The organism is Salinispora tropica CNB-440, assembly GCF_000016425.1.
GTDB lineage: Bacteria > Actinomycetota > Actinomycetes > Mycobacteriales > Micromonosporaceae > Micromonospora > Micromonospora tropica.
Genome location: NC_009380.1, coordinates 1826412 through 1851805, shown reverse-complemented (window position 1 = coordinate 1851805; position 25394 = coordinate 1826412). Strand labels below are relative to the sequence as shown.

Below are 25394 nucleotides of genomic sequence, written 5' to 3'. Positions count from 1 at the left end.
GAGCAGACGTGAACCTCACTAGTGGCCCCAGCCGGATCACGCTGCCGCCCGCACCGCCGAAACCGCCGTCGCGCCGCACCCCGAGCCCGCGCATCGCCCGGCTCGCAGCCGACTGCTCGGCGACGGAGTTCTGGGAGACGGTTGCCCGCCGTACGCCCCTGGTCGAGGAGGCCGGCGACGGCGAGCGCCGGGTGACGTTCCTGTGGCGCTCCATCGCTGCCACCGCGGTCCACGTGACCGTCAACCGGGTGACCTATGACCTCGACGACAGCCGGATGGAACGGGTGCCCGGTACCGACGTGTGGTACGCCGCGTTCCGCCTACCCGCCGACTGGCGTGGGTCGTACACGGTGCTCGAAACCGACGCGGCGGGAAGCAGCCCGCTGTCCGGCACCGAGTCGCGGTGGGCGATGCGCACGATCCGCGAGGAGGGCAGCACCGACCCCCGCAACCCGAGGCGCATCCGTACCCACAGTGGCCGACTCGCCTCGGTGGCGGAACTGGACACCGCGTCGCCGCGGGCAGCGCCGGCGCACGGACCGTCTCCCCGCGCTCAGCGTCTGGTCACACCCACCGGGCGCCCGGTGTGGCTGTCCCCGCCGCCCGATGCTGACGGCACGCCCCGGCCGCTGGTCGTGGTGTTGGACGGGGAGGTGTGGCACGCCTCCGGCTACGCCGCCGCCAGCGCGGACCGGCTCGCAGAGTCGGGAACGATCCGTGCGCCCTATCTGGCACTGGTCGAGACCGGGGGCACCTCGCCGCGGCGAATGGCCGACCTGAGCATTGACGGCGCGATGAGCGAGGAGGTGGTCACGACCCTGCTGCCGTGGCTACGCGATCGGGTGCCGGTAAGCGCCGACCCCCGGGATGTCGTGCTGACCGGAGAGAGCCTGGGCGGGCTGACCGCACTGAAGACCGCCTTCGACCACCCGGAGTCGGTGGGTGCGGCGCTCAGCCAGTCGGCGTCACTGTGGCAGGCCGACCTGCTTGACCGCGCCGCGACGGCCGGGCCGGTGCGCCTCTTCCTCACCGTGGGTGTGTTCGAACCGACACTGCTGGAGCCGCACCGACGGCTGCGGGAGGCGCTTGCGGAGCGCCCGCCCACAATGGCCTACCGAGAGTTCCAGGGTGGGCACGACATGGCCTGGTGGCGCGGGCTGTGGGAGGACGGAATCACGGACCTGCTCGGTGGAGGCCGGCCCTCGGCTGCTATCCAACGCAGCCCGCAACGTTGAGGCAGTTGTTCGGCCGATTCTTGATCACGACGGTGCCGGTGGCGATGTTCAGGTCCACCGTGCCGCCGTCGTTGACGACTCCTCCACCATCGGTGACCGCGACATTGTCGACCACCTTCGTTGCGGCGAGGCTGACCGTACCGGAGTTGTAGATGCCGCCGCCCTGCGCGGCCCGGTTACCGAGGATCCGGGTACGTCGCAACACCGCCTGCCCCGCGTTGAGGATTCCACCACCGACGGCAGCCATCGCGGTGTTGTTCCTGATGACACTGTCCTCGACGACGACGTAGCTCCCTCCTCCGATGTCCCCCTCGATGAAGAGGCCACCGGCCAGCCCCGACAGGGCGGTGTTGTCAGTCAGGCGCACCCACCGCAACGCCAGCTGCCCGCCGAGACCAACCCGGACACCACCGCCGTCTGAGTGGGCCGAGTTCCCGGTGATTCGAGTGCCGGTAACCGTGCCGATGCCACCGGAGACGAACAGCCCGCCGACAGCTTGCGCCCGGTTGTCGGCGATGCTGCCCCCCTTGACGGTCACGCTGCTGTCGGATTCGAAGATGCCGCCGCCGAGGTCGGCGGTGTTTCTGTCGATGTGAGACTGCACGATCTCCAGCGGGCCGGCACTGAAGATCCCACCGCCGCGCTGGTTCCCAATGTTCCGTTCGACGCTGGAGTGTCTGACCCGGGTGGTGCCGTTGTTGGCGATACCGCCGCCCAGGACATCGGCGATGTTGCGATTGATGGTGCTGTGGTTGAGGGTCAACGCTCCACCGGTGTTGACGAGGATCCCCCCGCCACCATCGGCGGCGTGGCCGCCGGTGATCGTCAACTGGTTCAGGGTGAGATCGCCACCGGCGTTCACGGCAAGGATCCGGAACTGGTCAACGGCGGCGGCCCGCTCGATGGCGGTGTTCCTACCGCCGGTAAGGGTGATCGGGGCGGTGACAGCGGGCAGACCGGCACCACCGAGGTCGGCGGTGAGCAGATAGGTGCAGCCCTCGGCGAGGTCGAGCACGGCGCCACCGCCGGCGTTGGCCCGGACGATCTCGGCGATCAGTCGATCCGGGTCGCACGGGACCGGCCTACCTTCCCGCCGCTCCCCATGGTCCGCGTCGCCCTTGCCCGTCTCGCCCCTGACCCCGTCGTCCTTGCCCTCCTCGGCTCCGCTTTCGTCCCGACGGCTGTTGGCGGGAAGCTCGCCAGTAGGGGCTTCGGGCGCATCGACGGCCGGCAGGGCGCGTCCGATCGTGTCACCGACCGGGGTCGCAGCAACACCGACGGCGGTAAGGGCCAGACCCGTCACCGTGGACAACCCCACAGCCCACCACCGCCACCATGGCCTCACCGGCCTCTCGCCCGGACGATCGGGCTTGTCTACCTGGGTGTGGCGTTGATGGTTCATCGCGATCTCGATGTCCTTCCCCCGTGCACGGCAAGGAACCACTCGGCCTGGGCGCCAGTCGAGGTCACTCCCCAGCTACCCGCAGGGTGGTACCAGCCACCGCACGCTAAACAATGGGAAGCGCCGCGAAACCCTAAATACGGCTAAATCCACCAAACCAGATCAAAATGAACAGCCCTATGTCCCGCTGTCTGCGGACTCCATGCTGGGCCGGAACTCAGCCGCCACCCGGCTGCCCGACTGGCGGCCAGCCCGGCCGATCGCGACAACAGCCGCCACCGAGCCGAGAGCCAGCGTCAGTCCGGCGCAGCCGAGAATGGTGGGCTGGGCACCGAAGCTGGTGATCATCGGCCCGCCGGCAAGGGTGCCGAGCGGCACGGAGAGAGTCGCGATCCCGCTGTACGCGGCGATCACCTGGGCTCTCGTACCACCCTCGGTCTGGGCCTGCAACAGGGCCATCGTGGTGGCGGGGAAAGGGGCCCAGACCAGGCCACCGACCGCGAACATGACGAGCGCCACCCCCGTCGGCGCCCCCGCACCCAGCGGCAGCAGGGCGACGCCCCAGGCCAGCACGATGGTGATGGTGACCGGCCACAGCCGCCAGCGCCGTAGGTAGCCAGCGACGACACCGCCGACGATCGCGCCGATGCCGAAGACCACCCAGAACGCGGCGAGTGTTCCAGCCGAGTCGCCGAGCGTCTCCTCAACGTGGACCGGCAGCGCCACCAGTATCGGCCCGTACAGGAAGAAGAAGCCGAAGGTCAGGATGGAGAGACCCAGCATGCCGCGGTCACGTGCGATCGCGGCGAAACCGGCAAGACCTGATGACCTCCGCGCTCCGAACGGAGCACGCGCCGCCTTCGGCACACCGAGCAGATAGGTGATCGCCAGGACAGCGAACGTAGCGGCGTCAATGGCGATGACGACGACCGGGCCACCGAGACCGATGATCACCGCCGCCAGGGCAGGGCCGATCAGGATTGCCGCCTCGGCCAGGAGACCGATGAGCGCGTTACCCGCCAAGCGGTGTTCCGGCGGTAGCAGTTCGGCGACGAGGGTAAAGCGGCCGGCCGACCCCCATGACCGCAGCAGCGCAGAGAGCCCGAGCAACACCGTGTACAGCCAGATGTCCAGCACTCCGGCAAGGTGCGCAACCGGAATCAGCGCCAGCATCACGGTCCGCAGAACCGCATCCCACGCGGCCAGCTGGGCACCACCGCGGCCACTGAGCCACCGACCGAACAGCACCGATCCGAGCGCACCGGGCAGGGTGTACGCGGCGATCGCCGCCGCGGCCCAGGTGGCCTTGTTTTCCTGCGGGGCCAACTGAATCGCAAGCCAACTGACCGCGACCAGACTCATACCGTCGCCCAGGTATGACAACACAAACCCCGGGAACAGTCGCCGCAGAATGCGGTGCCGCACCACCGGCCAGTATGGCGACGACCGAACAAACACCGGCACTTTCTTCCGGCCAACCATCCCGGAAGCATCATCCGCCCCCAAAAAATATGCAAGAAAATATGCGCTCGGCAGAATCAGGACCTGACGGAGGAAGACACCAACTCCGCCTCCGCCGACTTCCACCCAACGGCGGGACCACGAGTGGGTGCCGGGGTTCATCGCCGCATCGGCCGCCTTCCCCAGCACAGACGAGGAGCGGCCACCCAGGAGCGGCACGGGTGGTCCGCCCCGACCATCGGCCGCCAGCGGGCCGCCAGCCCGCAGGACAACCGCGCTGAAGGCCGATGAACATCGATAGGGGAACAGACGCCAAGACTGCGGCAGACCATGATCGCTACCGACCTGGGTGCGACACCCCGTTGCCGAGAATGTGAATACACATTTCAGTCGTCAATGTCCGCCACGCCCCCACAGAGGGCAATCTGCGACAAGGATTTGATCATGCCCATGAGCCACATGGGCGCTAGGATCGATGAATCACCAACAAAACATGAATTGCCGACAGCGCAATTCGCAGCGAAACGCTATCACGCTAATCGTGCCGCAATTCGCCGGGGCACGCATGCCCGATCAAATCACATCTCACCTCAAGGGAGGGACATGTCCGTCACCAACCCACACCCGGACCCGAACGAGGACCCGGAGCAGCACATCGGGATGCAGACCCCGGATCCATGGCTCGACCCTGAGCAGACCGACTGGCCAGTTGTGGAGGTGAACATCGATGGCATGGATGGTGGTTCCGAACCTGGATGAAGCTCGCGATCAGCTCAACAAGCGGTTCCCCAAGCGGGACAAGAGATCGGACGGCTCGATCGGAGACACCTCCCACCAGGACTCCCCGTCGAGTCACAACCCGGACCGAACCGGCCGGCCGGAATACCGCGACGGCGACGACCTCGACGAGGTACGCGCCCGAGACTTCGACGCCGACCTGCGCGACCCGGGCGGGGTCACGATGGAACACGTCGTGCAGCTGTGGGTGAAGCTTGCCCGCTCCAACGATCTGTGGTGGGTGCGGTACATCATCTACAACGGCCGGATCTGGCACCGCCGCCACGGCTTTGCCACGCATACCTACACCGGCTCGAACCAGCACACGAGTCACTGCCACGTGAATTCTGACTTCACCCAAGCTGCCGACACGGTGCGGGGTACGAACTGGCGACTCGACCAACTCGGCGATCCGGGGCCGGTCGAACCGGCACCGGGGCCAGCAGTGTCATTCCCTCTGCCGAGCGGCTACTACTTTGGTCCACGTAGCGGCGGAGATCGATCGGTGTCGGGCTACTACCGCCGGAGATTCAACGGCAAACTGGACCGACAGTGGCTCGCCATGTGGACCAAGCAGCTCACCCGCCGGGGCTGGCCCGCCGGCAAGGGAAAGAGGTACCTTCGCAAAAACGGCCATGACGGCCTGTACGGCCCAGAGCACCGAGAGTTGATCACAGCATTCCAAGCAGATCAGGGCCTGAGCAGAGACGGGCTACTCGGCCGTAACACATGGGACGCCGCCTACCGCAACCCAATTCGTTGACCATCCGGCCGTCCACGACGCGACACGGACGCCGGAAGCCCGCGGCGACTGACCAAGGGTTCCGTCCCGCCGCACTTCGCGCGGCGGGACGGAACCCTCTTGGTACTTCCTCGAAGCGTCAGCCCGCGCAGCCGGGAACGTCGACGCAGTTGTTGGGCCGGTTCTTGATGACCACGGTGCCGGTGGCGGTGTTCAGGTTCACCGTGCCACCGGAGTTGACGATGCCCCCGCCGTCGGTGATCGCGATGTTCTCGACGACCTTTGTGGTGAAGAGGTTCATCGTGCCGGTGTTGAAGATGCCGCCGCCCTCATCGGCCTGGTTGCCGATGACCTTGGTGCGTCGCAACACTCCTACCGCTGTGCTCTGGATACCTCCACCGCTGATGCCGGCGATGTTGTTCTTGATGACGCTGTCCTCGACGACGGCGATGGTATCCAGCACCTCCGCTCCCTCGATGTACAAGCCACCGGCGACACCCGATGCCGCGGCGTTGTCGGCGAGGCTGACCTTCCGCAGCGTCAACTGCCCGCCTTCGCCAACCCGGATACCGCCACCGTTGCCACTGACGGTGTTCTTCGCGACCTTGGTGCCGGTCAGCATGCCGATCCCGCCTGCCAGGTACAACCCGCCACCGGCGGTTGCCTGGTTGCCGGAGATGCTGCCGCCCTTGACGGTGATGGAGCTACCGCCCTGGTAGATGCCGCCGCCGGTGTTAGCGATGTTGTTGTCGACGTGCGACTTGACGATCTTCAATAGTCCGGTGCTGAAGATACCGCCGCCCTGCTCGTTGCCGGTATTCCAGTCGACCTTGGAGTAGTTGACCCGGGTACTGCCCAGGTTGGCGATGCCACCGCCGTCACCGTCACCCTCGGCGATGTTTCGGGTAATGGCGCTGTGGTTGGTGGTCAACGCTCCACCGGGATTGACGAGGACTCCCCCACCGTTGCCATCGGTCTGGCCGCCGGTGACCTTCAGATGGTTGAGGGTCAGGTTGCCGCCGACGTCGACGGTGAAGATCCGAAACGGGTCGACCGCGGCGGCGCGTTCGATGGTGGTGTTCTTACCGCCGTTGAGGGTGATCGGGGCGGTGATCGCGGGCAGACCGGAACCGTCGATGTCGACCGTAAGCAGGTAGGTGCAGTCCTTGGCGAGGTCGAGCACCGCGCCGTCGCGGGCGTTGGCGAGAGTGATCGCGGCGATCAGCGCATCCGCGTCGCAGGGGACCGGCGTGCCCTTCGGCTTCTCCTTCTTCCCCTTCTCCTTGCCGCCCTTTTCCCTTTTGCCGTCGTGCTTGGACTTGCCGTCGTGCTTGGACTTGTCGTCGTGCTTGGACATGTCGCTGGCGTCGTGTCCGGCCCCGGGCTGGTTCTCAGCGCTGGTGGCGGCGCGTCCCGCAGCGCCGGCGGCCGGAGCCGCTGCGACGCCGACGGCGGTGAGAGCCAGCCCAGCTACGCCCGCCAAGCCGACAGCCCACCACCGGGACCGCAGCCGACGTCCGTCTGGCCGGTCGGGTTCGTGGGTGTGATGCTGGTGATTCATCGCGGTGTCGATGTCCTTCCCCCGTGAGCGGCGAGGAGGACCAACCCAGGCCAGGCCGGCTTCCTCGGCTACCAGGCAGGCGGTAGCAGCCACTCCGCACGCTAAACCGACACCAACCCCAGCCGAACATGAACACGAGAAACACCCCCAAACTAGACAAAGTTCCGGTGTGCCGATGCGACCCGCACAGGCACGCCGACCTCCGGTCGGAGCCCGCCCTACGTGACCTGGCACACGCAACCACAGGACCAATTGCCCTGTCGCCCCTGATCCACGGGCCACAGGATTGCCAGTGCCGACAGTGCCGGCTGAAGGGCAGGTTCAGGTGGAATTTCCGATCGTCATTCAGGGTGGGATGGGCGTCGGTGTCTCCAGCTGGCGGCTGGCCGCCGCCGTATCCGCGGCAGGCCAGCTCGGAGTGGTGTCCGGGGTAGCACTCGACGCGTCTCTGGCCCGCCGGTTACAGCTCGGCGACGAGGACGGCACGCTGCGGCAGGCACTGAGCGCCTTCCCTGCGCCGGAGATCGCCCAGCGAGTGCTGGACCGCTACTACGTGGCGGGGGGAATCCCCGCGGACAAACCGTTCCGACCGGCACCCCTGCTGAGCATGCGACCACGACGACACGCGAACGAGCTGGCTGTGGTCGCCAACTTCGTCGAAGTCCACCTGGCCAAGCAAGGCCACAGCGGTGTCGTCGGCATCAACTACCTAGAAAAAATCCAGCTCGCTACCCCCGCCGCGGTGTATGGAGCGATGCTGGCCGGGGTCGACTACATCCTGATGGGTGCCGGCCTGCCCAGTGAGATCCCTTCTCTGATCGACGCCCTGGCCCACCACCAGCCGGTCAAGCTACCCGTCGCCGTTGAGGGCAGCCCGGCGGGCGAAACCCACGCCGTCGCCTTCAACCCACCTGATCTGATCGGCCAGCTACCGCCCCTTCCGCGGCCGCGGTTCCTGGCCATCGTCTCCGCCGCGTCCCTGGTGAGTTACCTTGCCCGTAGCCCCCGCACCTGCCCCGACGGCTTCGTCCTCGAAGGGTCCACCGCGGGCGGCCACTCGGCTCGACCCCGCGGCAAAATGGTCCTGGACGACAACGGCGAACCCGTCTACGGCGAGCGGGACCGGATCGACCTGGCCAAGGTGGCCGCGTCCGGGCTGCCGTTCTGGGTAGCCGGCGGGCAGGCCGACCCACGGCAGTTGGCCGCCGTCCAGGCAGCCGGGGCCACCGGAATCCAGGTCGGCACCGCATTCGCCCTGTGTCGTGAATCCGGAATCAGCCCCCAGCTGCGACACCAGTTGCTCCAGCGGGCCACCAGCGGGCAGCTTGCGGTCCACAACGATCCGGCCGCCTCCCCGACCGGCTTCCCCTTCAAGATCGCCCAGCTGGACGGCACCGCCGCCGAGGACAGTGTCTACCAGGCCCGCGCCCGCCGGTGCGATCTGGGATATCTGCGCACCCCGTACCTACGGCCGACCGGCCAAATCGGTTTCCGGTGCCCGGCTGAGCCGGTAGACGACTACCTCCGCAAGGGCGGCGCAGGGGAGGACACCACGGGTAGCCGCTGCCTGTGCAACGGGCTCATGGGCACGATCGGCCTGGGCCAGCGACGGGGCGGCAACGGCACCGAGCCGCCGATCATCACCATCGGCCAGGACATCGATGTCCTCAGCGAGCTACACCGACGCTTCGGGGACGACTACGCGGCCGCGGACGTGCTGCACTACCTGCTCACGGCGGCCCGTTCCGGACGCTGACCAGACCGGCGCGACTCGCAGTGGTCGCGGGCGCGTCGTCGAGGATCCGGCTCGCCCTTCGACTGGTCGCCGCACGTCCGACTCCCGATCATCGACTAGGGTCGTTACCCTCAAGGAGTGTCCAAGATTCACCTCGGGTGGCTCGCTCTACCCTTGCTGGTCGCACTTGTGCTGGTCGTTCACCTGCTGATCGTCATCGTGACCCGGAGGCGTCGACGCAGAGCTGGTCCCCGGACAGACAGCAGACACGAGACGATAGCGAACGCCCGCAAGGCGATCCGGAAGAGCGCCCGCCAGAGTCGCCGCCGGCGTTCCGGCAGCCTCCGCGGGAAAGGTGGCGGCGGCAGCGAGGGCCAGGCCCTCGACAGCGGCGTGAGCAGCGATTCGGGCGGCGCGCCGTAGCTTTGGTGATCTACTGGACCGGCAGAGCCCCGCCCCCTTCCTCATACGGCAGGAGCGGGGCCCAGGTCCAGCTGACCCGCAGGGTCGCTACCCGGCGCAGCCGGGAACATTCACACAGTTGTTCGGACGGTTACCGATAACGGTGGTGCCGGTAGCCGTATTCAGGGTGACGGTCCCGCCTACCTCGTTGAAAATTCCCCCGCCGTCGGTCACGGCGAGATTGTCGGTGACCGTCGAGGCGAAGAAGGTCAGCGTCGCTGCTGCGAGGTTCTGGACACCACCGCCCATGTCGGCCTGGTTACCGTCGAGCTTGGTGTTGTTCAGCGTGGTCATACCAGCGTTAAAGATGCCGCCGCCCTGTGCACCGGCAGTGTTGTCGACGATGGCGCTGTCCATGATGTCGGCCGTGGAGCCGTTGACGACACTGAGGCCGGCACCGGTTTCGGCGGTGTTGCCGGCAAGGACAACCTTCTGCATCGTCAGCTGCCCCAGAATGAAGACACCCCCACCAACATCGGCAGCGGAATTCTTCGTGATATGGGTGTCGGTAACCGAGCCGATTCCGCTATCCACGATGAAGAGACCGGCCCCCTGATTGGACCAGTTGCCGGAGAGGGAACTCTTGGCGACCTCGACCGTTCCTCCCATGCTCGCGATGCCACCTCCTCCGGCGGTACCGGTGTTCGCCTCCACCTCAGACCGGCCGACGGTCAGCGCGCCCGTGCTGTAGATGCCGCCCCCTTCCAGTCGGGCGGTGTTGCGGCTGACGGTGGAGCGCTTGACGGTGGTGACGCCGTTGTTGGCGATACCGCCACCATTGCCGCCGGCGATGTTGCTCGTGACAGCGCTGTGGTTGACCGCCAGCCCGCCGCCCGTGTTGACGAGGATGCCGCCCCCGTCGGTACCCGCCGCGGTGGTCTGGCCACCGGTGATCTTCAGATGGTTGAGGGTGAGGTTGCCGCCGGTGCCGACGGTGAGGATGCGGAACTGGTCTGCGGCGGCGGCGCGTTCGATGGTGGTGTTCTTACCGCCATTAAGCGTGATCGGGGCGGTGACCGCGGGCAGACCGGCCCCACCAATATCGAAAGTAAGCAGGTAGGTGCAGTCCTTGGCCAGGTCGAACACACCGCCGCCGGTGGCGTTGGCGGACGTGATCGCGGCAATCAGGGCATCCGCGTCACACGCGACGGGAGTGCCGCCTCCGTTCCGGCCGCTCTCGGTTGCCCGGTCGCGGAGGTCCGTGTCGGTCGCGGTGGTGAAGCTCGGTGCGGGCTGGTTCGGTTGGGCATAAGCGGCAGTGGCCACAGCGGCAGTGGTGAACGCCAGGCCGGTCATGCCGGCCATCCCGACGGACCACCACCACCGCGGTGGCCGACCATCGGTGCGGGCGGAGCTATAGGCGTGTCGATGAGATGGCATCGCGGTCTCGGTGTCCTTCCCCGTGAACGGCGAGGAACCACCACACTCCAGGCACACGGGGTGGCGTGTTCCTCAGCTACCAGACAGGCGGTAGCGGCCATCCCCGAGCTAAACCGACATCGGGCTCACCGGGTGGCGAACACGAAGGAAATACGCGAATGAGGCTCTTGTCTCGGCGTCGGCGCGCCCGCCCTCCACGGTCCGGATTGTGGAGTCAGCCCGCCACCGGAGCAGGACGGGCCCCGCACCACCCACCAGGCCGACTGCCACTCACACGACCTGATCACCACCGGGACAGCAGTTGCCCGCCAACGCCATGCCCCTGGCAGCCAAGGGGCCCCACCCCTACCGGCAAGCGGCGGAACGGGACCCCTCGAAGTCCGCGTGCTCGGACTGCTATCCGACGCAGCCGGGTACGTCGCCGGAGCAGTTGTCCGGCCGGTTGCTCACCACAGAGGTGCCGGTGGCGGTGTTCAGATTCACCGAGCCGCCCGCCGCGTTGAGGATGCCACCACCGTCGGTGACGGCGACATTCTGCCGTACCTTCGTGCTGAAGAGGTCGGCGGTGCCGATGGTGGTATTGAAGACGCCGCCACCTCGACTGGCCTGATTTCCGGTGATCTTGGTGTGTCGCGTAACCAGCTCGGCAAAACTGTAGACACCGCCCCCCTCCGCCGCAGCGGTGTTGTTCGTAACGACACTCTTCTCGACCACAACGGCGGCGTTCGGGTTCATCGCCAGCCCGCCACCCCGCCCCGTCCGGGCACGGTTTCCAGTGAGAGTGACGGATCTGAGTATGAGCTGAGAATCGAAGTCCGCTAGTATGCCGCCAACCTCCCCGGCGGTGTTGTTCACGACGCGGCTATTCGTGACAGTGCCGGTTCCACGAACAAAAAGACCGCCGATATTCCCGATCTGACCGTGGTTGGCGGCAATGGTACTGTGCTCGATCCGAACAGTTCCGATGCTGAAGATTCCCGCCACACCCACAGCGGCACTATTCGCGTTAACGTGAGACTTTCGGACCTCGAGTACGCCGATACTGGTGATGCCTGCGCCGATCGAGTTGGCAGTGTTGCGGCTGACGGTGGAGTGCAGCACCCGGGTGGTGCCGTTGTTGGCGATGCCTCCACCCCTGTTGCTGGCGATGTTGCGGGTGATGGCGCTGTGATTGATGGTGAGCGTTGCTCCGGTGTTGACGAGGATCCCACCACCATCGTCGGCGGTGTGGCCGCCGGTGACCTTCAGGTGGTTGACGGTGAGGTCGCCACCGGTGTCAACGGTGAGGATGCGGAACTGGTCGGCGGCGGCGGCGCGGGTGATAGTGGTGTTCTTGTTGCCGTTGAGGGTGACGGGGGCGGTAACGGCGGGCAGGCCGGCGCCGTCAAGGTCCGCGGTGAGAGTGTAGGTGCACTGTGCGGCGAGGTCGAGCACAGCTCCACCGCGGGCGTTGGCGAGGGTGATCGCGGCAATCAGAGCGTCCGCCCCACACGGAACGGGTGTGCCCTTCCGCTTCTTCTCCCTATCCGCACTCCTACCGCTGTCGCCCTGCTCCTTGTCTTTGTCCTCGCGCTTGCCACGATCATCATCGGTGGTGGTGGTGAGGGTGCGTGCGCCAGCGTCAGCCGCTGGGCTGACGGCGACGCCGACGGCGGTCAGAGCCAGGCCAGTCATCCCGGCCAGCCCAGCAACCCACCATCGGGATCTGACCCGGCGCACGTTGGGCTGATTCGGCTTGTGTGTGTGGTGCTGATGCTTCATGTGGTCCCGGTGTCTTTCTCCCGTCGTGGACAAGGAGCCAGCCACCCAGGGACAGGCCCGAGTGGTGGCCCTCGGCTACCCGGCCGGCGGTAGCAACCACCCCGAGCCAAACGGGCGCCAGCGCCATCAAGACATGAATACGAACAAAACACCCAAACGAGACACCAGTGCCGCAACCGGAACACGCCCGCAGCTCCGATCAGCTACGCGAACCGCTGGGCGAGGTCGGTCAGCCTGGCGACATACGCCGACCAGTCGTAGTCGGGAACGTTGGTGTTGCCCAGATGCAAACCGATCGCTCCGTCGTGCTGCTCACGGAGGATGTCAGCCTGGCCGACGTGACGGGTCAGGTCACAGGTCACGTGAACAATGATCCGCTGCAAGGTCACGTCCTGCTTGTCCGGTCGCCACCACATCACCCGCCCGGGAGCATCGAGTGGGAGTCGCTCGATCGTCTGGTCCGCGAAGGCGGCCACCCGGCGGTAGAGATCAATCAGCCCACCCTTCGTCTCGTCCACCCGTGCATACCAGTCCGCCTGTGCGTCCTTCTCCCACGCCTCCACGGATACCAACTCCTCGGGCGTCGGAAACGTGCGCCCGAAGGTAGGGCCGAAGTATCCAGCTTCGACGTTGAGACAGTGTTTGAGGATTCCCAACAGGTTGTTGCCAGTCGACGTACGCGGCCATCTCACCTCGCGTTCGCCCAGCCCGTCGAGCTTCCAGAGCAGGTCATCACGAGTCGCCTGCAGGTAGTGGTGCAGCACGCCCTTCGGGTCCGTCACATCAACCATGCCCGCCAGGCTGCCACGGGCCAACGACAACAAACTGAATGTCCATCAGTCGATACGGCTCCCGTGTCCCGAGGATGACCCACCTCGCCTCACACCGGCGACCAACCACAGTCCGGCATTGCACCGGCCGTGTGGACGCCACCCTCGGCCCTCGACGCTGACCCCTGCAACTCCCCGCTGGCCGTACCGGGCGTTGGAACTGACGGCAACCGACTACCGTCGACCCGTGCTCGATCCCACAACTGTCTTCGACCGCTCCGGCCCGCTGGAGGACCCGCTCACCGACGAAGTCCTACAGGTAGTGGAGGCACAGCTTGGACACAAGCTACCCACCGCATACGTCGACCTGGCTCGTCGACACAACGGCGGCTCGTTCGCCCGTGATGCCCACCCGGCACCCAGTCCAACCTCTTGGGCTGAAGAGCACATCGGCGTGGACATCCTGGCGGCAATCGGTCACACCGCTCCGTTCAGTCTCTGCGGTGAGCTCGGCAGCGCGTTCTGGGTAGCGGAATGGGGCTACCCCGACATCGGCATCTACATCGCCGACTGTCCGTCGGCGGGCCACGACATGATCGCCCTTGACTACCGCTCGCCCGGAAGCCCCACCGTCGTACACGTCGATCAGGAAAGGGACTACCAGATCACAGCCCTCGCCCCCGACTTCGAGACCTTCGTGACGGGCCTGGTCTACGAATCCACGTACGAATTCGACAAATGATCGCTCAGCCCTTTCCACGCTGATCGTGCAGCTCAGGACGGGGGAGTTGGGCCCGGCGGTCGATGGTGGCGAGGCTCCCGGTAGGACAGCCGTTGGCCAAGACTCGAAGCCCCGACCGAGAGCCTCGCCATGCTGTCGTAGTCCGCCACGATTCCGTTGTCCAGCCGAACCCTGCACCACCTCGCCGAACGCATCCAAGGCCACCGTCAGTAGCGCCGATCCCGATGGCGACGTCCCGAACCCGGACGGCAGGCGCTACTGGCTCTGGCCCACCCGCGTGACGACGACATCTACTCCCGACTCGCGGCCGGCTTCGAGATCCGCATCGCGAGATACTCGGCCACGTCAGCCGGGGACACCGCCAACATCGCCGCACCTTCGATGCAGCCGACTGCCAGTCATACGTAACACCCAATCACGGAATCAGTTCCCACCGATGGTAGGCACTTCTTTCCCAACCTTCGCACTATCCAGATAAGACTTCCTCAACCAACAGGAGCATCGCCGCAACATCAGTCTTCCACAGCCCGTCAACCTGCGACTACGCGTCCGTGCACGGCCGATCGACGTGCTCAAGAACACCACGATTCGCTTGAGATCGTAGTGCTGCTCTTTACTAAACATTCCTCACACAGTCCTGTGGCGTTCAGCCTTGGCAGCAAGGGTGACCAGCAGTTGTTCGCGCTGATTCGATCAACCCGAAGATTGGATACTTGTGACCCGACCGCTGGAGCTCACGGCTCCGAAAGCGACACGCAAGACCACCCGCGCGCTCCGCGCCGCTGGGGCCATACTCGCACTCGCCGGCTGACCATGGCGTCACCCGCGCCGTCCACCCCCGCCTCGGCGGCACCTCGTCCGGCCGCCGAGAGTGACGAACTGGCGTCACGATTCACCCTCGCCGTCATTCCCGACACACAGTTCTACAGCCGCTATTCGGCGAGCCAGTTCATGCCGCGGTACGGGAGCGACCCATTCCGTGCGCAGGCCGCGTGGCTGGCCAGGCATCAGGACACACTCAAGATCCCCTTCGCGACCCATCTCGGCGACGTCGTTGACCGGGTCGCCGAGGAGGGCGAGTGGAACGCCGCGGATGTCGCGACCCGCGCCCTCGAGGACGCGGGCCTCGACTACTCCGTCCTTCCGGGCAACCACGACGTGCGGAACTCAGCCGACCATGTGACCGACATCGAGTACGACCTGGACAACGAGCCGTACCTCGACTGGTTCGGCCCCGACCGGGCATCCGCGATGGGCACCTTCCGTGGCAGCGACCCAACAGGGCTCAGTCAGTACCACGTGTTCGAGGCGGAGGGACAGCAATACCTCGTACTCGCGATGACGTGGCGCGCGAGCGATCAGACGATCGCGTGGGCGAACGACGTCATCGACGCGAATTCCACGATGCCGGTCATACTCACGACACACGCACTTATCGATATTGACAATGATGGCATCACGGCAAGGGAAACCGAATACGGTTTGAAGCTCTGGAACGACCTCATCTCGGTGAACGACCAGATCTTTCTCACCCTAAACGGTCACTTCCATGGCGCTGCGAAGCAGACGAAGCTGAACTCATTCGGCAACCCCGTGACACAAATGGTCATCGACTATCAGATGGCGTACGAGGGCGGGAACGGCTATTTGGGGCTCTTCGAGTTCGACCTGACGAACAACAAAATCAACGTGCAGACGGCGTCACCGTGGGTAGTCCTCAAACCACAGGAGTCGCTCACCTCGTTCGACCAGCCAATCCTCGAGGGGCCGAACCAGAAGCTCACTATCGACATCGACTTCGCCAAGCGGTTTGCCGGATTCGCGCCCGAATTCTCCGCTGGCGAGCCCACGACGCCGTCACTCTCGGACATCGCGCGTGATCTTCTCCTCGACGGGTTCGTTGGTCCCGACCCCATCACGACCGAGCCTCCCAGCTCGACGGACGACTACCCCAACGTTGCGGGCACGCTGGCACACTGGCGCTTCAACGAACTCAGCGGAGTGGTCGACGAGGGCGTCGTCGTGCCGGATGTCGCGGGTGACAACGATATGCGTCGGGTCTCGATTGCCGAGTCGGGCTCGGCCACCGCGAAGATCGGCGACGTCACAATCACGCACGATGTTCACCCGCTCTCGTCAGACGGAGCAGCGGTATGCTTCGCTGACTCGGACAAGCGGACGAATCGGCTGAGCTACCTGTCCACCGATCCAACTGCCGAGCTGAACGACGTACAGTTTCCCGACGGCTACACGATCGAGACGTTCCTCAAGATCGAGGATGACTTCACCGAGGAATCTAACGCCTGGATGAAGGCGCTGGTGCGCTCAGGGAACCGCTCGAAGATCCCGGGAATGCCATGGTCTCGCTGGGACTACACGGCGTCGCCGGTTGCGCTGGGACTTTCCAACCTGAAGGAATTCCAGTGGACCGAGGTGCCCATCGAAACCACGAAGGGGGATCGCACCGCATGGTCGGGTGAAATAATTCTCGATCGTTGGATGCACATCGCGCTGGTGAACGATCCGGCCAACCAATCCACGACCATGTACGTCAACGGCGCACCGGTGCTGCGGAACGCGTCCGACACGCTGGGCCACAGCCTCAACCCCGACATGCCGTGGTTGATCGGCACGGACTGGGTCGACGACCAGGCCACGCAGGGATGGAACGGATGCGTCGGAGAAACCCGGGTGATCGACCATCCGACCGGGCCCGAGGAGTGGCTCACGAGCCGCTTGGATGATGGTGACCCTGGCGACGGTGACGGTGAGCCTGGTGACGGTGAGGCTGGTGACGGTGACGGCGGCTTACCCGTGACCGGCGCGCAGGCTGGCCTGTTCGGCGGCATCGGAGCCGCCATGCTCGCCCTCGGTATCGCACTCTTCCTGCTCGTTCGCAGGCGCCGCGTCACTGTGGTCACGCCGGACGACGAGAGGCCGGCCCGCTAAGGACCGCACGCCACACGTATGGGCTATCACGGGACACACCCGGGGGATGGATTGAGACGACACTCTCGCCTCCTACCCGCCGCCTCGGGAACAGTATCCCAACGAGCGCCGTCCTCAATGCGAGGGTGCGCGTCAGAGTGACCTCGGGGTCCTTGTTTGACGCCCGAGGTCACCGCCCCGTGCCGTCACCCACGTTCGCCTGGACCGGACACGCACCCGTTGCCGCTGATCGCCTCGTCGAGTCAGGCGTCGGCAGGACAGGTAGTTCGGGAGACGGTGATCCGGTACACCGCCGCGTGACCGTCGAAGGCAACCTCGATCTCGGGCTCCCCACCCAAACGGCGGATCGAGAACGCGTCGGCGGCGCTGGCCATCTCTCCGTGAGCGACCGCCTCGATCACGTCTTCGAGCAGCTGCCACGTCCTGTCGTCAATCATGTTCAGAAGTAGGCCAGTGAGGGACAGCCGCGTCAATCACGCGATGGTCATGGTCGCCCCTAGGCTCACATCGTAACGGTCTTCGGATCCGGCCAACCGTGACTACGACATCGCCAGCGGACTCGGCTCGGTCCGCTGAGTCATGTCCATGTGAACAGCGACGGCGTCAACAGGGGGCCATTCTCCGACCGTGTTGTCGCCGACGCGATGCACGCCACCAACGCTGATTGGTCGGTTGAACTGATGGGAATCCGCCCATCACTTCCACTGGCTGCCGGGCTGCTGGCGGTGGCGGCCGCACTCAGCGCCTACAGCTTCGCAGTTGGGCCCGGGTAGCAACACGTCAGGCGTCCGAGCGCCGACCGGACCGATACAGCCGGAAGCGTTGCCGGGCCCGGAACGACCTAATCGACGCGCAAGTTGTTCAATGGCGCGATTGGCGCAGTATCGACGATCGAACCCGCAAGGTCACATCAGACTTCCACACCGTCGATATCGCCCATGCCCAGCACCACATCGCGGTGCTGCGACACCACCCGGCCTTTCATCGCCTTCGCCCGCCCCACGCCAACAGCGATGCCATGCTGACGTTCGTCTTCTGGGACTGAGCACCGGTAGCCTGAGCCAGAAACAACAAAGATCACCAAACCGGGGTATCACGAATCAAGTAACAGCGATCCGTCGTCAACCAGCCTGATCGGATCTCAGGATTAGCCACAGACGATGTGCGAGGCTTGGGAGCCCCACAGCCGGCGGGGCTCCCCGGACTCGGCCCGACTCGAACGGGCTGCCACCCTCTCCATGTTGCGGGCATGGTCAACCGGAGCCACCACACCTTGAGCGAGGACCGCTGGATTCAACCAGGTGCCGTACTCCCACGGCAACGCCTTAACTCACAGATTGAAGCGGAACCAAGAGCCGCTGTACCGGTACCAGCGAGATCTGACTTCGGCGCCTGCTCAGGTGGCACCTCGATCTTGCAGCTCAGGGTGGGTGCGGCGAGCCCGAAGAGTGATGAGTGCGAGGCTCCCGGTGAGACAGCAGTCGACCAGGATCTGATGCCCCGACCGGAAGCCTCGCCTGTGTGTCTTTCCCGTCCCCACGGTCTCGCTGTCCAGCCGCACCCTGCACCACCTCGCCGAACGTGTCCGGCACACCGTCGGCCGGTTCGTGTGGGCTTCACCGGCGATGCCAGGATCAGCACACGATCTGAGCGCCGCCCGCGTCCACGGCATCATCGACGCGCTGGCCAGCGTGGACGTGATGACCGCCGCCGACAAGGGCTACCAGCGCACCCCGGGCAGCGTGTGCACGCCATTCAAGCGGCGCCGCTTCCGGCCGACGGCGTCACCACGATCGTGCAGGCCATCCTCGTCCTGCACCATGTCGAAGCGCCCTGGGCACGGTCCGGCCTGAACCCATAAGTCGAGTTCGATAGGGCTGAAAGGCTTGTCGATATCCAGCTCGTGCCTCCTACTCGACGGTGATGGTCACTTCTGGCGGGTTCAACAGGGTGTTGTGGATGGTGCAATGCCGGGCGACCGCGGTCAGCGCGGGGATGCGATCGGTGGGGAAGCCCACAGGTGGGTCGATGGTGACCCGGATCGCGGCGACTCGGGCGGGCCGGTCGGTGGCCATGTCGAAGTCGGCGTGCACGCGTAGCCCAGTGCGGTCGTCACCGTGCCGGTCGAGGTACCGGCCGGCATAGAAGGAGACGCACGCGGCGAGTGAGGCAGCGAACAACTCGGTCGGGGTGGGCGCCTTGTCGGTGCCGCCGACGTCGACGGGCTGGTCGACGGTGAGGTGGTGTCCGCGTACGTGGATCTCGTAGACGTCTCCGTCGACGTGTTCGACGTTCACATTTCCGCTGGCCATGGCAGTCCTCCTAGATGAACAGCAGTTGGGCGCCGTCGGTCTTCTCGATGAAGTCAGCAGCGTTGATGATGTCCTCGACGCCCTCATACAGGTCGTCCTTGGCCAGGTGCATCATGTCGGCGGACATCCGGCAGGCCCACAGGTGCCCGCCGGAGGCGACGATCTGCTCCAGGAACTCGGGCACCTCGGGGACGCCGACCTCGGCGATCTGCTTTTTCATCTGGTGGGTGGCCATCGCGGTCATCCCGGGCAGACCGCCGATGCCTTGCGGCAGGTGGGTGGCGGTGTTGCCCAGCATCGTGAACTTCAGGTCGCCCATCCTCGACTTGGTAATCATGTCGAAGCCCCAGAAGGTGAAGAACAGGTGGGTCTCGACGCCTTCGCCCAGGGCGGCGTTGGCGAGGATGAGGCCAGGGTAGGCCATGTCGAGATTGCCTTTGGAGCAGATGATGGCGAGTTTGCGATCGGTGCTCCGGTCGTCGTCGAAGTTCGGGACGATCGCGGGTGCGGCCTGGGTTGTCATGGCAGTACTCCCGTTCAGACGCAGCCGTGTGGTTTGGGCAAGCCGGCGATGTAGGCCATCTTTTTGGCCGGCTTCTTGGGGAACAGCGTGAAGAGTTCCTTGGTCGGGATGCCGCCCAGCGTCGAGACGCGTCGCAGGGTAGCGGTCTCACCCTGGGCGGCGTAGTCGGCGCGCAGGAAAGTGAGCACCTTGAAGTGCGCGTCGGTCAGGTCGATGCCGATCTGGGCGGCCAGTTGCTTGGCCAGGTCGGCGTCCCATTCGTCGTAGGCGGTCAGGAAGCCTTCGTCGTCGACGTGGATGTCGCGGCCGGCGATGGTGGTGATGGGCATGGCTGCCTCACTTTCCGGTTCTCGGGACGTGTTTGCCGGCCATCGACATGTGCGCCGGCAACGGAATTGGCCGCCCGGGCAACAGCACGTTCCAGTACATCCAGCGGAACGCAAGCTTGCCCCAATGGTTAACGGCGGCCTCGTCGAGCAGGCGGAACGGGCCGACGAACGGCACTGGGTAGCTGCCCGGCAGGGGCTCGGTGTCGTAGTTGAAGTCGATGAGCAGCGCCCTGCCGTCGCCGGATTCAACGAAGCAGTTGGCGTGCCCGTCGAAGCTGCCCGTCATTGGCCTGCCAGCGGCGTGGTCGACGAAGTTGTCGACGAACACCTCGACGGAGAAGTGCACCACCGACCCCGCCTTGGAGGTCGGGATGTCGCTGGCGTCGCCGAGGGCGAAAACGTTGTCGTACCCCTTGGCGAGCATGGTGTGCCGGTCGACCGGGACCAGGTTCAGCTCGTTGCCCAACCCGGAGCGGGCAACATAGTCGGCGCCCATGTTCAAGGGCACAGTGACCAACAGGTCGAAACCGACTTCCCGCTCGTCGTACGAGACAAGGGTGGTGTCGTCAACGCGTTCGACCAGGAAGTCCGACTCAACGGTGATTTTCCGGTCGTCGAGCATCGAGCCGAGCCGGGCGGACGCGACCGGTTTGGTAAATGCCCCGGGCAGCGGGGTGGCGTAGACCAGTTCGACCCGGTCCCGCATGCCACGCTGCCGGAAGTACGCGTCGGCGAGGAAGGCGAACTCCAGTGGCGCGACCGGGCATTTGATCGGCATGTCGGTGATGTGCACGACCAGCCGGCCCTCGTCGAACGAGTCGAGGGCGTTCGCGAGGGCCAGCGCGCCGTCGTAGGTGTAGAAGTCGAAGATCCGCTCACGCCACTGCCCGCCGTCGAGCATGCCCGGGGTCTGGTCTGGCCGCGGTGTGACACCGGTGGCGATCACCAGATAGTCGTAGGGCAGGGACCGACCGTCGGACAGCAGGACCCGGTTGTCCGACGTCATCACCTGGTCGACCTCGCCGCAGATCAGCTCCACGCCGTCGGAGATCAGCGGCCCGGTCGGCTTGAGCACCTGCTCCGGGCTGTACACGCCGAATGGCAGGAACAGGTAGCCCGGCTGGTAGTAGTGCGTGTCGTTGGGCTCCACCACGGTGATCTGCCAGTCCGAGCGGGCCAGCCGGTGCCGCAGCTTGTTGACCACCATCGTGCCCGCCGTGCCAGCGCCCAGCACAAGCAACCGTCGCATCACGCCCACCTCCCGCCAATCGCTGATACCCCCCAGGGTATTAGCGGTGCGAGTCGCGTCATAGGGGACTAAGTCCCGTTCAGGACGGGACCATCAGGTCGGCCGGAAGTGGACGAGAACTACGTCAAGTTGGTTCAGGTGGCTAGCCAGACCGAGCGCAGCTACACCTACCCGTTCCAACAGGCGGACAGACGGTGGAGAGTGTCGGCTGTTACCCATCCGACCGAGTACCGACGTCGAGGTCGGCCTGCTTGAACCACTCCCAGGAGTGAGTCTTGGGCGTCCGGAATGACGCTAGCTCCCAGGCAGGAACACAAGCCAGCTTCGGCCCTGCTCCCATCTGCTCCCCATCTACGGGGCAAAAGCGCGGAAGCCCGTGACCGGCTGAACCTGTGACGGGCTTTCTACCTGCGCATATCCATGATAGGCGATACTGGGATCGAGCCAACGACCGCTTCGGTGTGAACTCTCGGCGAGCCGGTCGGATCGGGCCTGATACGAGGTCACCCGGCCTGGTGCCGCCCGTTCCGGCCTGGTTCGGCTGGCACGGATGCTGTACTTCGCTGCTGTATTGCTGGCGGCTGTCTGGTCCAGCCGAGGAAGCGGTGATGCAGCGCACCGGCCGGTGTCCAGGGCATGTCCTCGGCGGCTTGGACAAGGTAGGAGCCAAGGTAGAGCGCCAGCGACGTCGGAGCGCCGGCAAACTGCGCCCACAACTCCTGTCTGCGTGTGGGACAGGGCCAGGGCAGGCCGCAGCCTCCGCAGCTCCAGACGGGCATGACCGGACCGTGGGTGGTCACCGCACACCGTCGAGAAACCGGGCGACGCTTGCGCGGGCCTGTCGGCTGGTCGCCCATTCCACCTGCCAGCACGGGTACGGGACAAGGCGTGACCACCACGCGCGGCAGCCGGCACACAGGCCATCCGCCCCTAGCCGATGCGCGAGCAGGATCCGTCTCTCGGCGTCGTTGGTCACTGCTCTTCCTTTGCCGGCCAGTGCCTGCGGTTGATCGGGATGCGGTGTCGGTTCCGACAGGGCAGATCGGCCCCGCACCGGCACAGCCACCTCCATTTGTGCCACGACCATGCCGGTCGGTGTCGCCGTACCATGGTCATCGCGACGGCGATCAGGTACTGGTCGTAGGACACGCGTCGCCCCGGTGATGTCCTGTCCCGCACTACTGGCTCCCTCCGCCGGGCAGCGCCCCATGGCCGCCCCCGAGCCACGGGACCGGATCTGGAACGTTCGGTTACTGCGACGCTACGATCACAACGACGGCGGTGGGACTCACCCGTAGTACGAGTGAGCTGGCCGCATGTCCGCCACAGCGTTGGTTTGACGCGGAAACGTTGACCACCGGTCAACGGAGGGATGACGAATGGCAGGTCGCGGACGATCAGCACCACAGCGCGGCGAGGTGACTGGCTACCTTCTCAAGCTGATCCGGGAGTCCATCCCGCTGACGCAGGAGCAACTCGCCACCGATCTGGACGTGGACCGAGTGACCGTGCAGAGCTGGGAGTCCGGACGTCGTCCATTTGCGGCGATGCCGCTCGGGCAGGCAATCGCCGTCCGGCGCAGACTCGGACGGCTCGGAGCGAACGTGACCCTTCTCGCCGCACTCGACGACGCCGCCGAGGCAGACTTCATCCTCACCGCGGTCCTCAACGGGCAGGCGGACCGCAACGACATCGCTGAACAGCCACTCGGCTGGTCCGTCCTCACCCACCGGCTGACCGACCTGATCCTCTGGGCTGTTCTCGGGCAAACACCGACCTTCGCCAGAGGGCTAGCCGTCACCCACGCCCGGCGAGGTCCGGTGGCCTCGGGACCAACCCTGCCCACCGACGAGCAACGCTTGTTCTTCGCCCGGCTTCACTTGCTCGCCGAACGCGCAGCCGCCGAACGCGACCCAAACGTTCTGCTGCACCGGCAAGCCTGCTTCCTCGCGGGCATGGACCCCACCAGGACAGCCGCAGCATGGCTCGCTCAGACCACCACCCGCGCCCGCAGGACGATCACGTTCCGCACCTGGTCACCGCTGTGGCCCGACGCCCGCTCCGTCGTCACATCCCTGGCCAACCAGGGCGACCCGGAGCCGTTGCGGGACTTCCTCGCCCACGCACACCCGGACGATACCTGCCAGCGAGCCGCCCTCAACTACTCGGCCTACTGGGTCGGGGAGATCCCGTACCGCCAGTGCGACGACTCCTTCATGCCCGCACCGCTCACAGACTGGCACGGCTCGGTTCTCTTCCGGCACCTGGTCCAACGCCTCAATTCAACGCACCCCCTTATCGACCTCAACATCCACAACATCTGGGCGCTGCTAGCCGTGCGACGCGGCCTCCCTCTGGGCAACCCCGCCGAGGGCCGCATGCTCCTCGATCGCAGCACCCGAATCCTGGACAGCGACCGCATCTGTCCGCAATCCCGACAGGAACTAACCTCTATCGTCTACAGCCTGCGCGCAGACGGAATCACCGGCACAGGGACGGACAGATGAACAACGACGACCACGATGCCGACGGAGCCATGAGCTTCATCTTCGAAGCCGGCGTCCTCAAACGTGCCGCCCGCACCGGCTGGTGGTTCGCCGGCGTCACACAACCCGAGTCCATCGCCGACCACTCGTTCCGCACCGCGCTCATCGGAATGATGCTCGCTGCCATGGAAGGCGCTGACCCGGCCCGGGTGTCGATGCTGTGCGTCCTGCACGACACCCAGGAAACCCGGATCACCGACATCCCCCACATCGCCAAGCGCTACCTCACCGCCGCGCCCAACCCCACCATCACCGCCGACCAGGTCGCCGCCTGCCCACCAGCCGTCACCGATCTCATCACCTCCGCCGTCGCCGAATACGAAACCGGCGATACTCTCGAAGCCATCGTCGCCCACGACGCCGACAAACTGGAATGCCTCGTCCAAGCCGTCGAATACCGCCACCAAGGCATCGACAACGTCCAACGCTGGATCGACAGCTCACGCACGGCACTCAAAACCACCAGCGCCCACCGCCTCGCCGAAGCCGCCCTCAACGGACTACCCCTCGCCTGGCTCACCCCTCCCCCACCGACGGCATAGTCACCAGGCACCAGGCACAGACCTACCACCGGGGCCGATAACTCCAAGCATGAGGACCCCTCGCGTGTAAGTTCTGGGCGCTCCGTCCGGCAGGGTCCGTCCACGTCTACGACCTCGGGCGGCTGTCCGCGCTCGGCAAGCGGGGCCGTCCTCGTCCCGCCCGGTTGCTGTCACTGTTGCTGTCGGCGCTGGCTGCTCGGACGTCTACCGCAGGTGCTTCATGAAGCGTGCCGACCGCTCACAGACGTCCTCGTATCCGTGTTGGCGGTATAGGCGATGGGCGTGCTCTCGGGGGCGGCTACTCGTAGCCTCCATGCGAAGGCAGCTCAATTCCTTTGCTCGGTTCTCGGCGGCTTCAACTAGGGACCGCCCGATGCCCTTGCTGCGGTGCTGCCCGTCGACGACCATGGCCACGAGGCGACCCGACTTGCCCGTGACTTCGAGGAGCGGACTCGCGTGCAAAGCCGCAACTCCGGCTAGTTCCCCGCTATGTCGACGCCGATGAGCGTGCTTGCCGGGTCGTTCAGCCAGTAGTCCAGGCGCTCGCTTACTGCCGAATCCTCAGCTGGTTAGCCCAGCTGTCCTAGTAAGGTGGCTAGTCGCGATGCGTAATCCGGCACAGATGTAAATGCGGATGGCTCACGGGCTGTCCTTGGTGGCGGTCGTCGGTGAGATCGACACCATCCGCGCCATGACCGCCACGTACCGCCAGTTGGACCACCAGTACGGCGGTGGACATGCCCGCGATACCGTCGCCCGCTACCTCCACCAGGGGGTGACTCCGCTGCTCACCGACGGCCGTTACCAGTTCGATCGTCGCCCCAGAGCGGAGGAGGACAACCCAGCGACTTGGCGTCCTACGGCGAAGTCCGCGACGCCCGAGTCTAGGGGCGGCTGTTACGCGTGCCGCTGCGAC

Annotated in this window: 22 protein-coding genes and 3 pseudogenes; 10 read left to right on the top strand and 15 right to left on the bottom strand. The window is 65.7% G+C overall.

What is annotated here, in order from left to right; translation table 11 throughout:
* The first annotated feature begins 8 nt into the window (after positions 1-8).
* On the top strand, positions 9-1235 hold the full coding sequence (locus STROP_RS08205; protein WP_043535272.1) for an enterochelin esterase domain-containing protein: 1227 nt from the start codon (positions 9-11) through the stop codon (positions 1233-1235).
* Here the strand turns inward: STROP_RS08205 and STROP_RS08200 are convergent.
* Positions 1210-2637: a hypothetical protein gene (locus STROP_RS08200; protein ID WP_020678944.1), complete on the bottom strand. Its 1428-nt coding sequence runs from the start codon at positions 2635-2637 to the stop codon at positions 1210-1212. The two genes, STROP_RS08205 and STROP_RS08200, sit on opposite strands and share 26 nt — an antisense overlap.
* Before the next feature lie 177 nt (positions 2638-2814).
* Entirely contained in the window at positions 2815-4065 is a 1251-nt protein-coding gene (locus tag STROP_RS08195; protein WP_026275071.1) for an MFS transporter, read from the bottom strand.
* Between the two features lie 636 nt (positions 4066-4701).
* On the opposite strand from STROP_RS08195, the gene STROP_RS25100 reads away from it, so the two are divergent.
* A complete protein-coding gene (locus STROP_RS25100; protein ID WP_018830500.1) occupies positions 4702-4857 on the top strand; it encodes a hypothetical protein in 156 nt (51 codons plus the stop codon).
* Positions 4826-5638 carry a peptidoglycan-binding domain-containing protein gene (locus STROP_RS08190; RefSeq protein WP_011905521.1) on the top strand — a complete coding sequence of 271 codons (813 nt, stop codon included), beginning with the start codon at positions 4826-4828 and terminating at the stop codon, positions 5636-5638. Before STROP_RS25100 ends, STROP_RS08190 begins: the two co-directional genes overlap by 32 nt.
* Before the next feature lie 118 nt (positions 5639-5756).
* Here the strand turns inward: STROP_RS08190 and STROP_RS08185 are convergent, their stop codons facing one another.
* A complete protein-coding gene (locus STROP_RS08185; RefSeq protein WP_043535270.1) occupies positions 5757-7178 on the bottom strand; it encodes an autotransporter outer membrane beta-barrel domain-containing protein in 1422 nt (473 codons plus the stop codon).
* 325 nt (positions 7179-7503) lie between these two features.
* Between STROP_RS08185 and STROP_RS08180 the strand changes: the two genes are divergently transcribed.
* The gene (locus STROP_RS08180; RefSeq protein ID WP_043535620.1) at positions 7504-8934 is read left to right on the top strand and encodes a nitronate monooxygenase; all 1431 of its coding nucleotides are present in this window, start codon (positions 7504-7506) and stop codon (positions 8932-8934) included.
* A 489-nt stretch (positions 8935-9423) separates the two neighbouring features.
* On the opposite strand, the gene STROP_RS08175 is transcribed toward STROP_RS08180, so the two are convergent.
* From STROP_RS08175 to STROP_RS08165, 3 genes are all read right to left on the bottom strand, one after another.
* The gene (locus STROP_RS08175) at positions 9424-10680 is read right to left on the bottom strand and encodes a membrane protein (RefSeq protein ID WP_018830497.1); all 1257 of its coding nucleotides are present in this window, start codon (positions 10678-10680) and stop codon (positions 9424-9426) included.
* 471 nt (positions 10681-11151) lie between these two features.
* Positions 11152-12516 (bottom strand): hypothetical protein, encoded by a 1365-nt coding sequence (locus tag STROP_RS08170; RefSeq protein WP_011905516.1) that lies wholly within the window; start codon positions 12514-12516, stop codon positions 11152-11154.
* A 203-nt stretch (positions 12517-12719) separates the two neighbouring features.
* Entirely contained in the window at positions 12720-13307 is a 588-nt protein-coding gene (locus tag STROP_RS08165; RefSeq protein WP_011905515.1) for a DinB family protein, read from the bottom strand.
* Positions 13308-13533: 226 nt separating this feature from the next.
* On the opposite strand from STROP_RS08165, the gene STROP_RS08160 reads away from it, so the two are divergent.
* From STROP_RS08160 to STROP_RS25615, 3 genes and pseudogenes are all read left to right on the top strand, one after another.
* Positions 13534-14028: an SMI1/KNR4 family protein gene (locus STROP_RS08160; RefSeq protein ID WP_018830495.1), complete on the top strand. Its 495-nt coding sequence runs from the start codon at positions 13534-13536 to the stop codon at positions 14026-14028.
* A gap of 150 nt (positions 14029-14178) precedes the next feature.
* Positions 14179-14358 (top strand): annotated as a pseudogene (locus STROP_RS24715) (IS5/IS1182 family transposase); the annotation flags it as partial.
* 2454 nt (positions 14359-16812) lie between these two features.
* A pseudogene (locus tag STROP_RS25615) lies at positions 16813-16977 on the top strand (LPXTG cell wall anchor domain-containing protein); the annotation flags it as partial.
* A gap of 242 nt (positions 16978-17219) precedes the next feature.
* Here STROP_RS25615 and STROP_RS08150 read toward each other — a convergent pair.
* Both STROP_RS08150 and STROP_RS25095 read right to left on the bottom strand, forming a co-directional pair.
* Complete coding sequence (locus STROP_RS08150; protein ID WP_029126123.1) at positions 17220-17414, bottom strand: hypothetical protein; 195 nt, start codon at positions 17412-17414, stop codon at positions 17220-17222.
* A gap of 473 nt (positions 17415-17887) precedes the next feature.
* Complete coding sequence (locus STROP_RS25095) at positions 17888-18058, bottom strand: hypothetical protein (RefSeq protein WP_155251236.1); 171 nt, start codon at positions 18056-18058, stop codon at positions 17888-17890.
* A 517-nt stretch (positions 18059-18575) separates the two neighbouring features.
* Between STROP_RS25095 and STROP_RS23855 the strand changes: the two are divergent.
* Positions 18576-18770 (top strand): annotated as a pseudogene (locus STROP_RS23855) (transposase family protein); the annotation flags it as partial.
* 117 nt (positions 18771-18887) lie between these two features.
* Here the strand turns inward: STROP_RS23855 and STROP_RS08140 are convergent.
* The 6 genes from STROP_RS08140 to STROP_RS25610 all read right to left on the bottom strand — a co-directional run bounded on the left by STROP_RS08140 (position 18888) and on the right by STROP_RS25610 (position 22600).
* Positions 18888-19289: an OsmC family protein gene (locus STROP_RS08140; protein WP_011905510.1), complete on the bottom strand. Its 402-nt coding sequence runs from the start codon at positions 19287-19289 to the stop codon at positions 18888-18890.
* Between the two features lie 10 nt (positions 19290-19299).
* On the bottom strand, positions 19300-19812 hold the full coding sequence (locus STROP_RS08135; RefSeq protein WP_011905509.1) for a DsrE/DsrF/DrsH-like family protein: 513 nt from the start codon (positions 19810-19812) through the stop codon (positions 19300-19302).
* Between the two features lie 14 nt (positions 19813-19826).
* Complete coding sequence (locus STROP_RS08130) at positions 19827-20141, bottom strand: TusE/DsrC/DsvC family sulfur relay protein (RefSeq protein ID WP_011905508.1); 315 nt, start codon at positions 20139-20141, stop codon at positions 19827-19829.
* 7 nt (positions 20142-20148) lie between these two features.
* Entirely contained in the window at positions 20149-21390 is a 1242-nt protein-coding gene (sqr, locus tag STROP_RS08125) for a type III sulfide quinone reductase, selenoprotein subtype (RefSeq protein ID WP_011905507.1), read from the bottom strand.
* A gap of 503 nt (positions 21391-21893) precedes the next feature.
* Positions 21894-22190, bottom strand: coding sequence for a hypothetical protein (locus STROP_RS26150; RefSeq protein WP_018830488.1), 297 nt, complete (start codon positions 22188-22190; stop codon positions 21894-21896).
* Positions 22187-22600, bottom strand: coding sequence for a hypothetical protein (locus STROP_RS25610; RefSeq protein WP_011905506.1), 414 nt, complete (start codon positions 22598-22600; stop codon positions 22187-22189). Before STROP_RS25610 ends, STROP_RS26150 begins: the two co-directional genes overlap by 4 nt.
* A 169-nt stretch (positions 22601-22769) precedes the next feature.
* Between STROP_RS25610 and STROP_RS08120 the strand changes: the two genes are divergently transcribed.
* Positions 22770-23897, top strand: a complete 1128-nt coding sequence (locus STROP_RS08120) for a helix-turn-helix domain-containing protein (protein ID WP_011905505.1) — start codon at positions 22770-22772, stop codon at positions 23895-23897.
* Positions 23894-24478, top strand: coding sequence for an HD domain-containing protein (locus tag STROP_RS08115; protein WP_011905504.1), 585 nt, complete (start codon positions 23894-23896; stop codon positions 24476-24478). Before STROP_RS08120 ends, STROP_RS08115 begins: the two co-directional genes overlap by 4 nt.
* A 204-nt stretch (positions 24479-24682) precedes the next feature.
* Here the strand turns inward: STROP_RS08115 and STROP_RS26345 are convergent, their stop codons facing one another.
* Positions 24683-25009 carry a GNAT family N-acetyltransferase gene (locus STROP_RS26345; protein WP_080516578.1) on the bottom strand — a complete coding sequence of 109 codons (327 nt, stop codon included), beginning with the start codon at positions 25007-25009 and terminating at the stop codon, positions 24683-24685.
* Between the last annotated feature and the right edge of the window lie 385 nt (positions 25010-25394).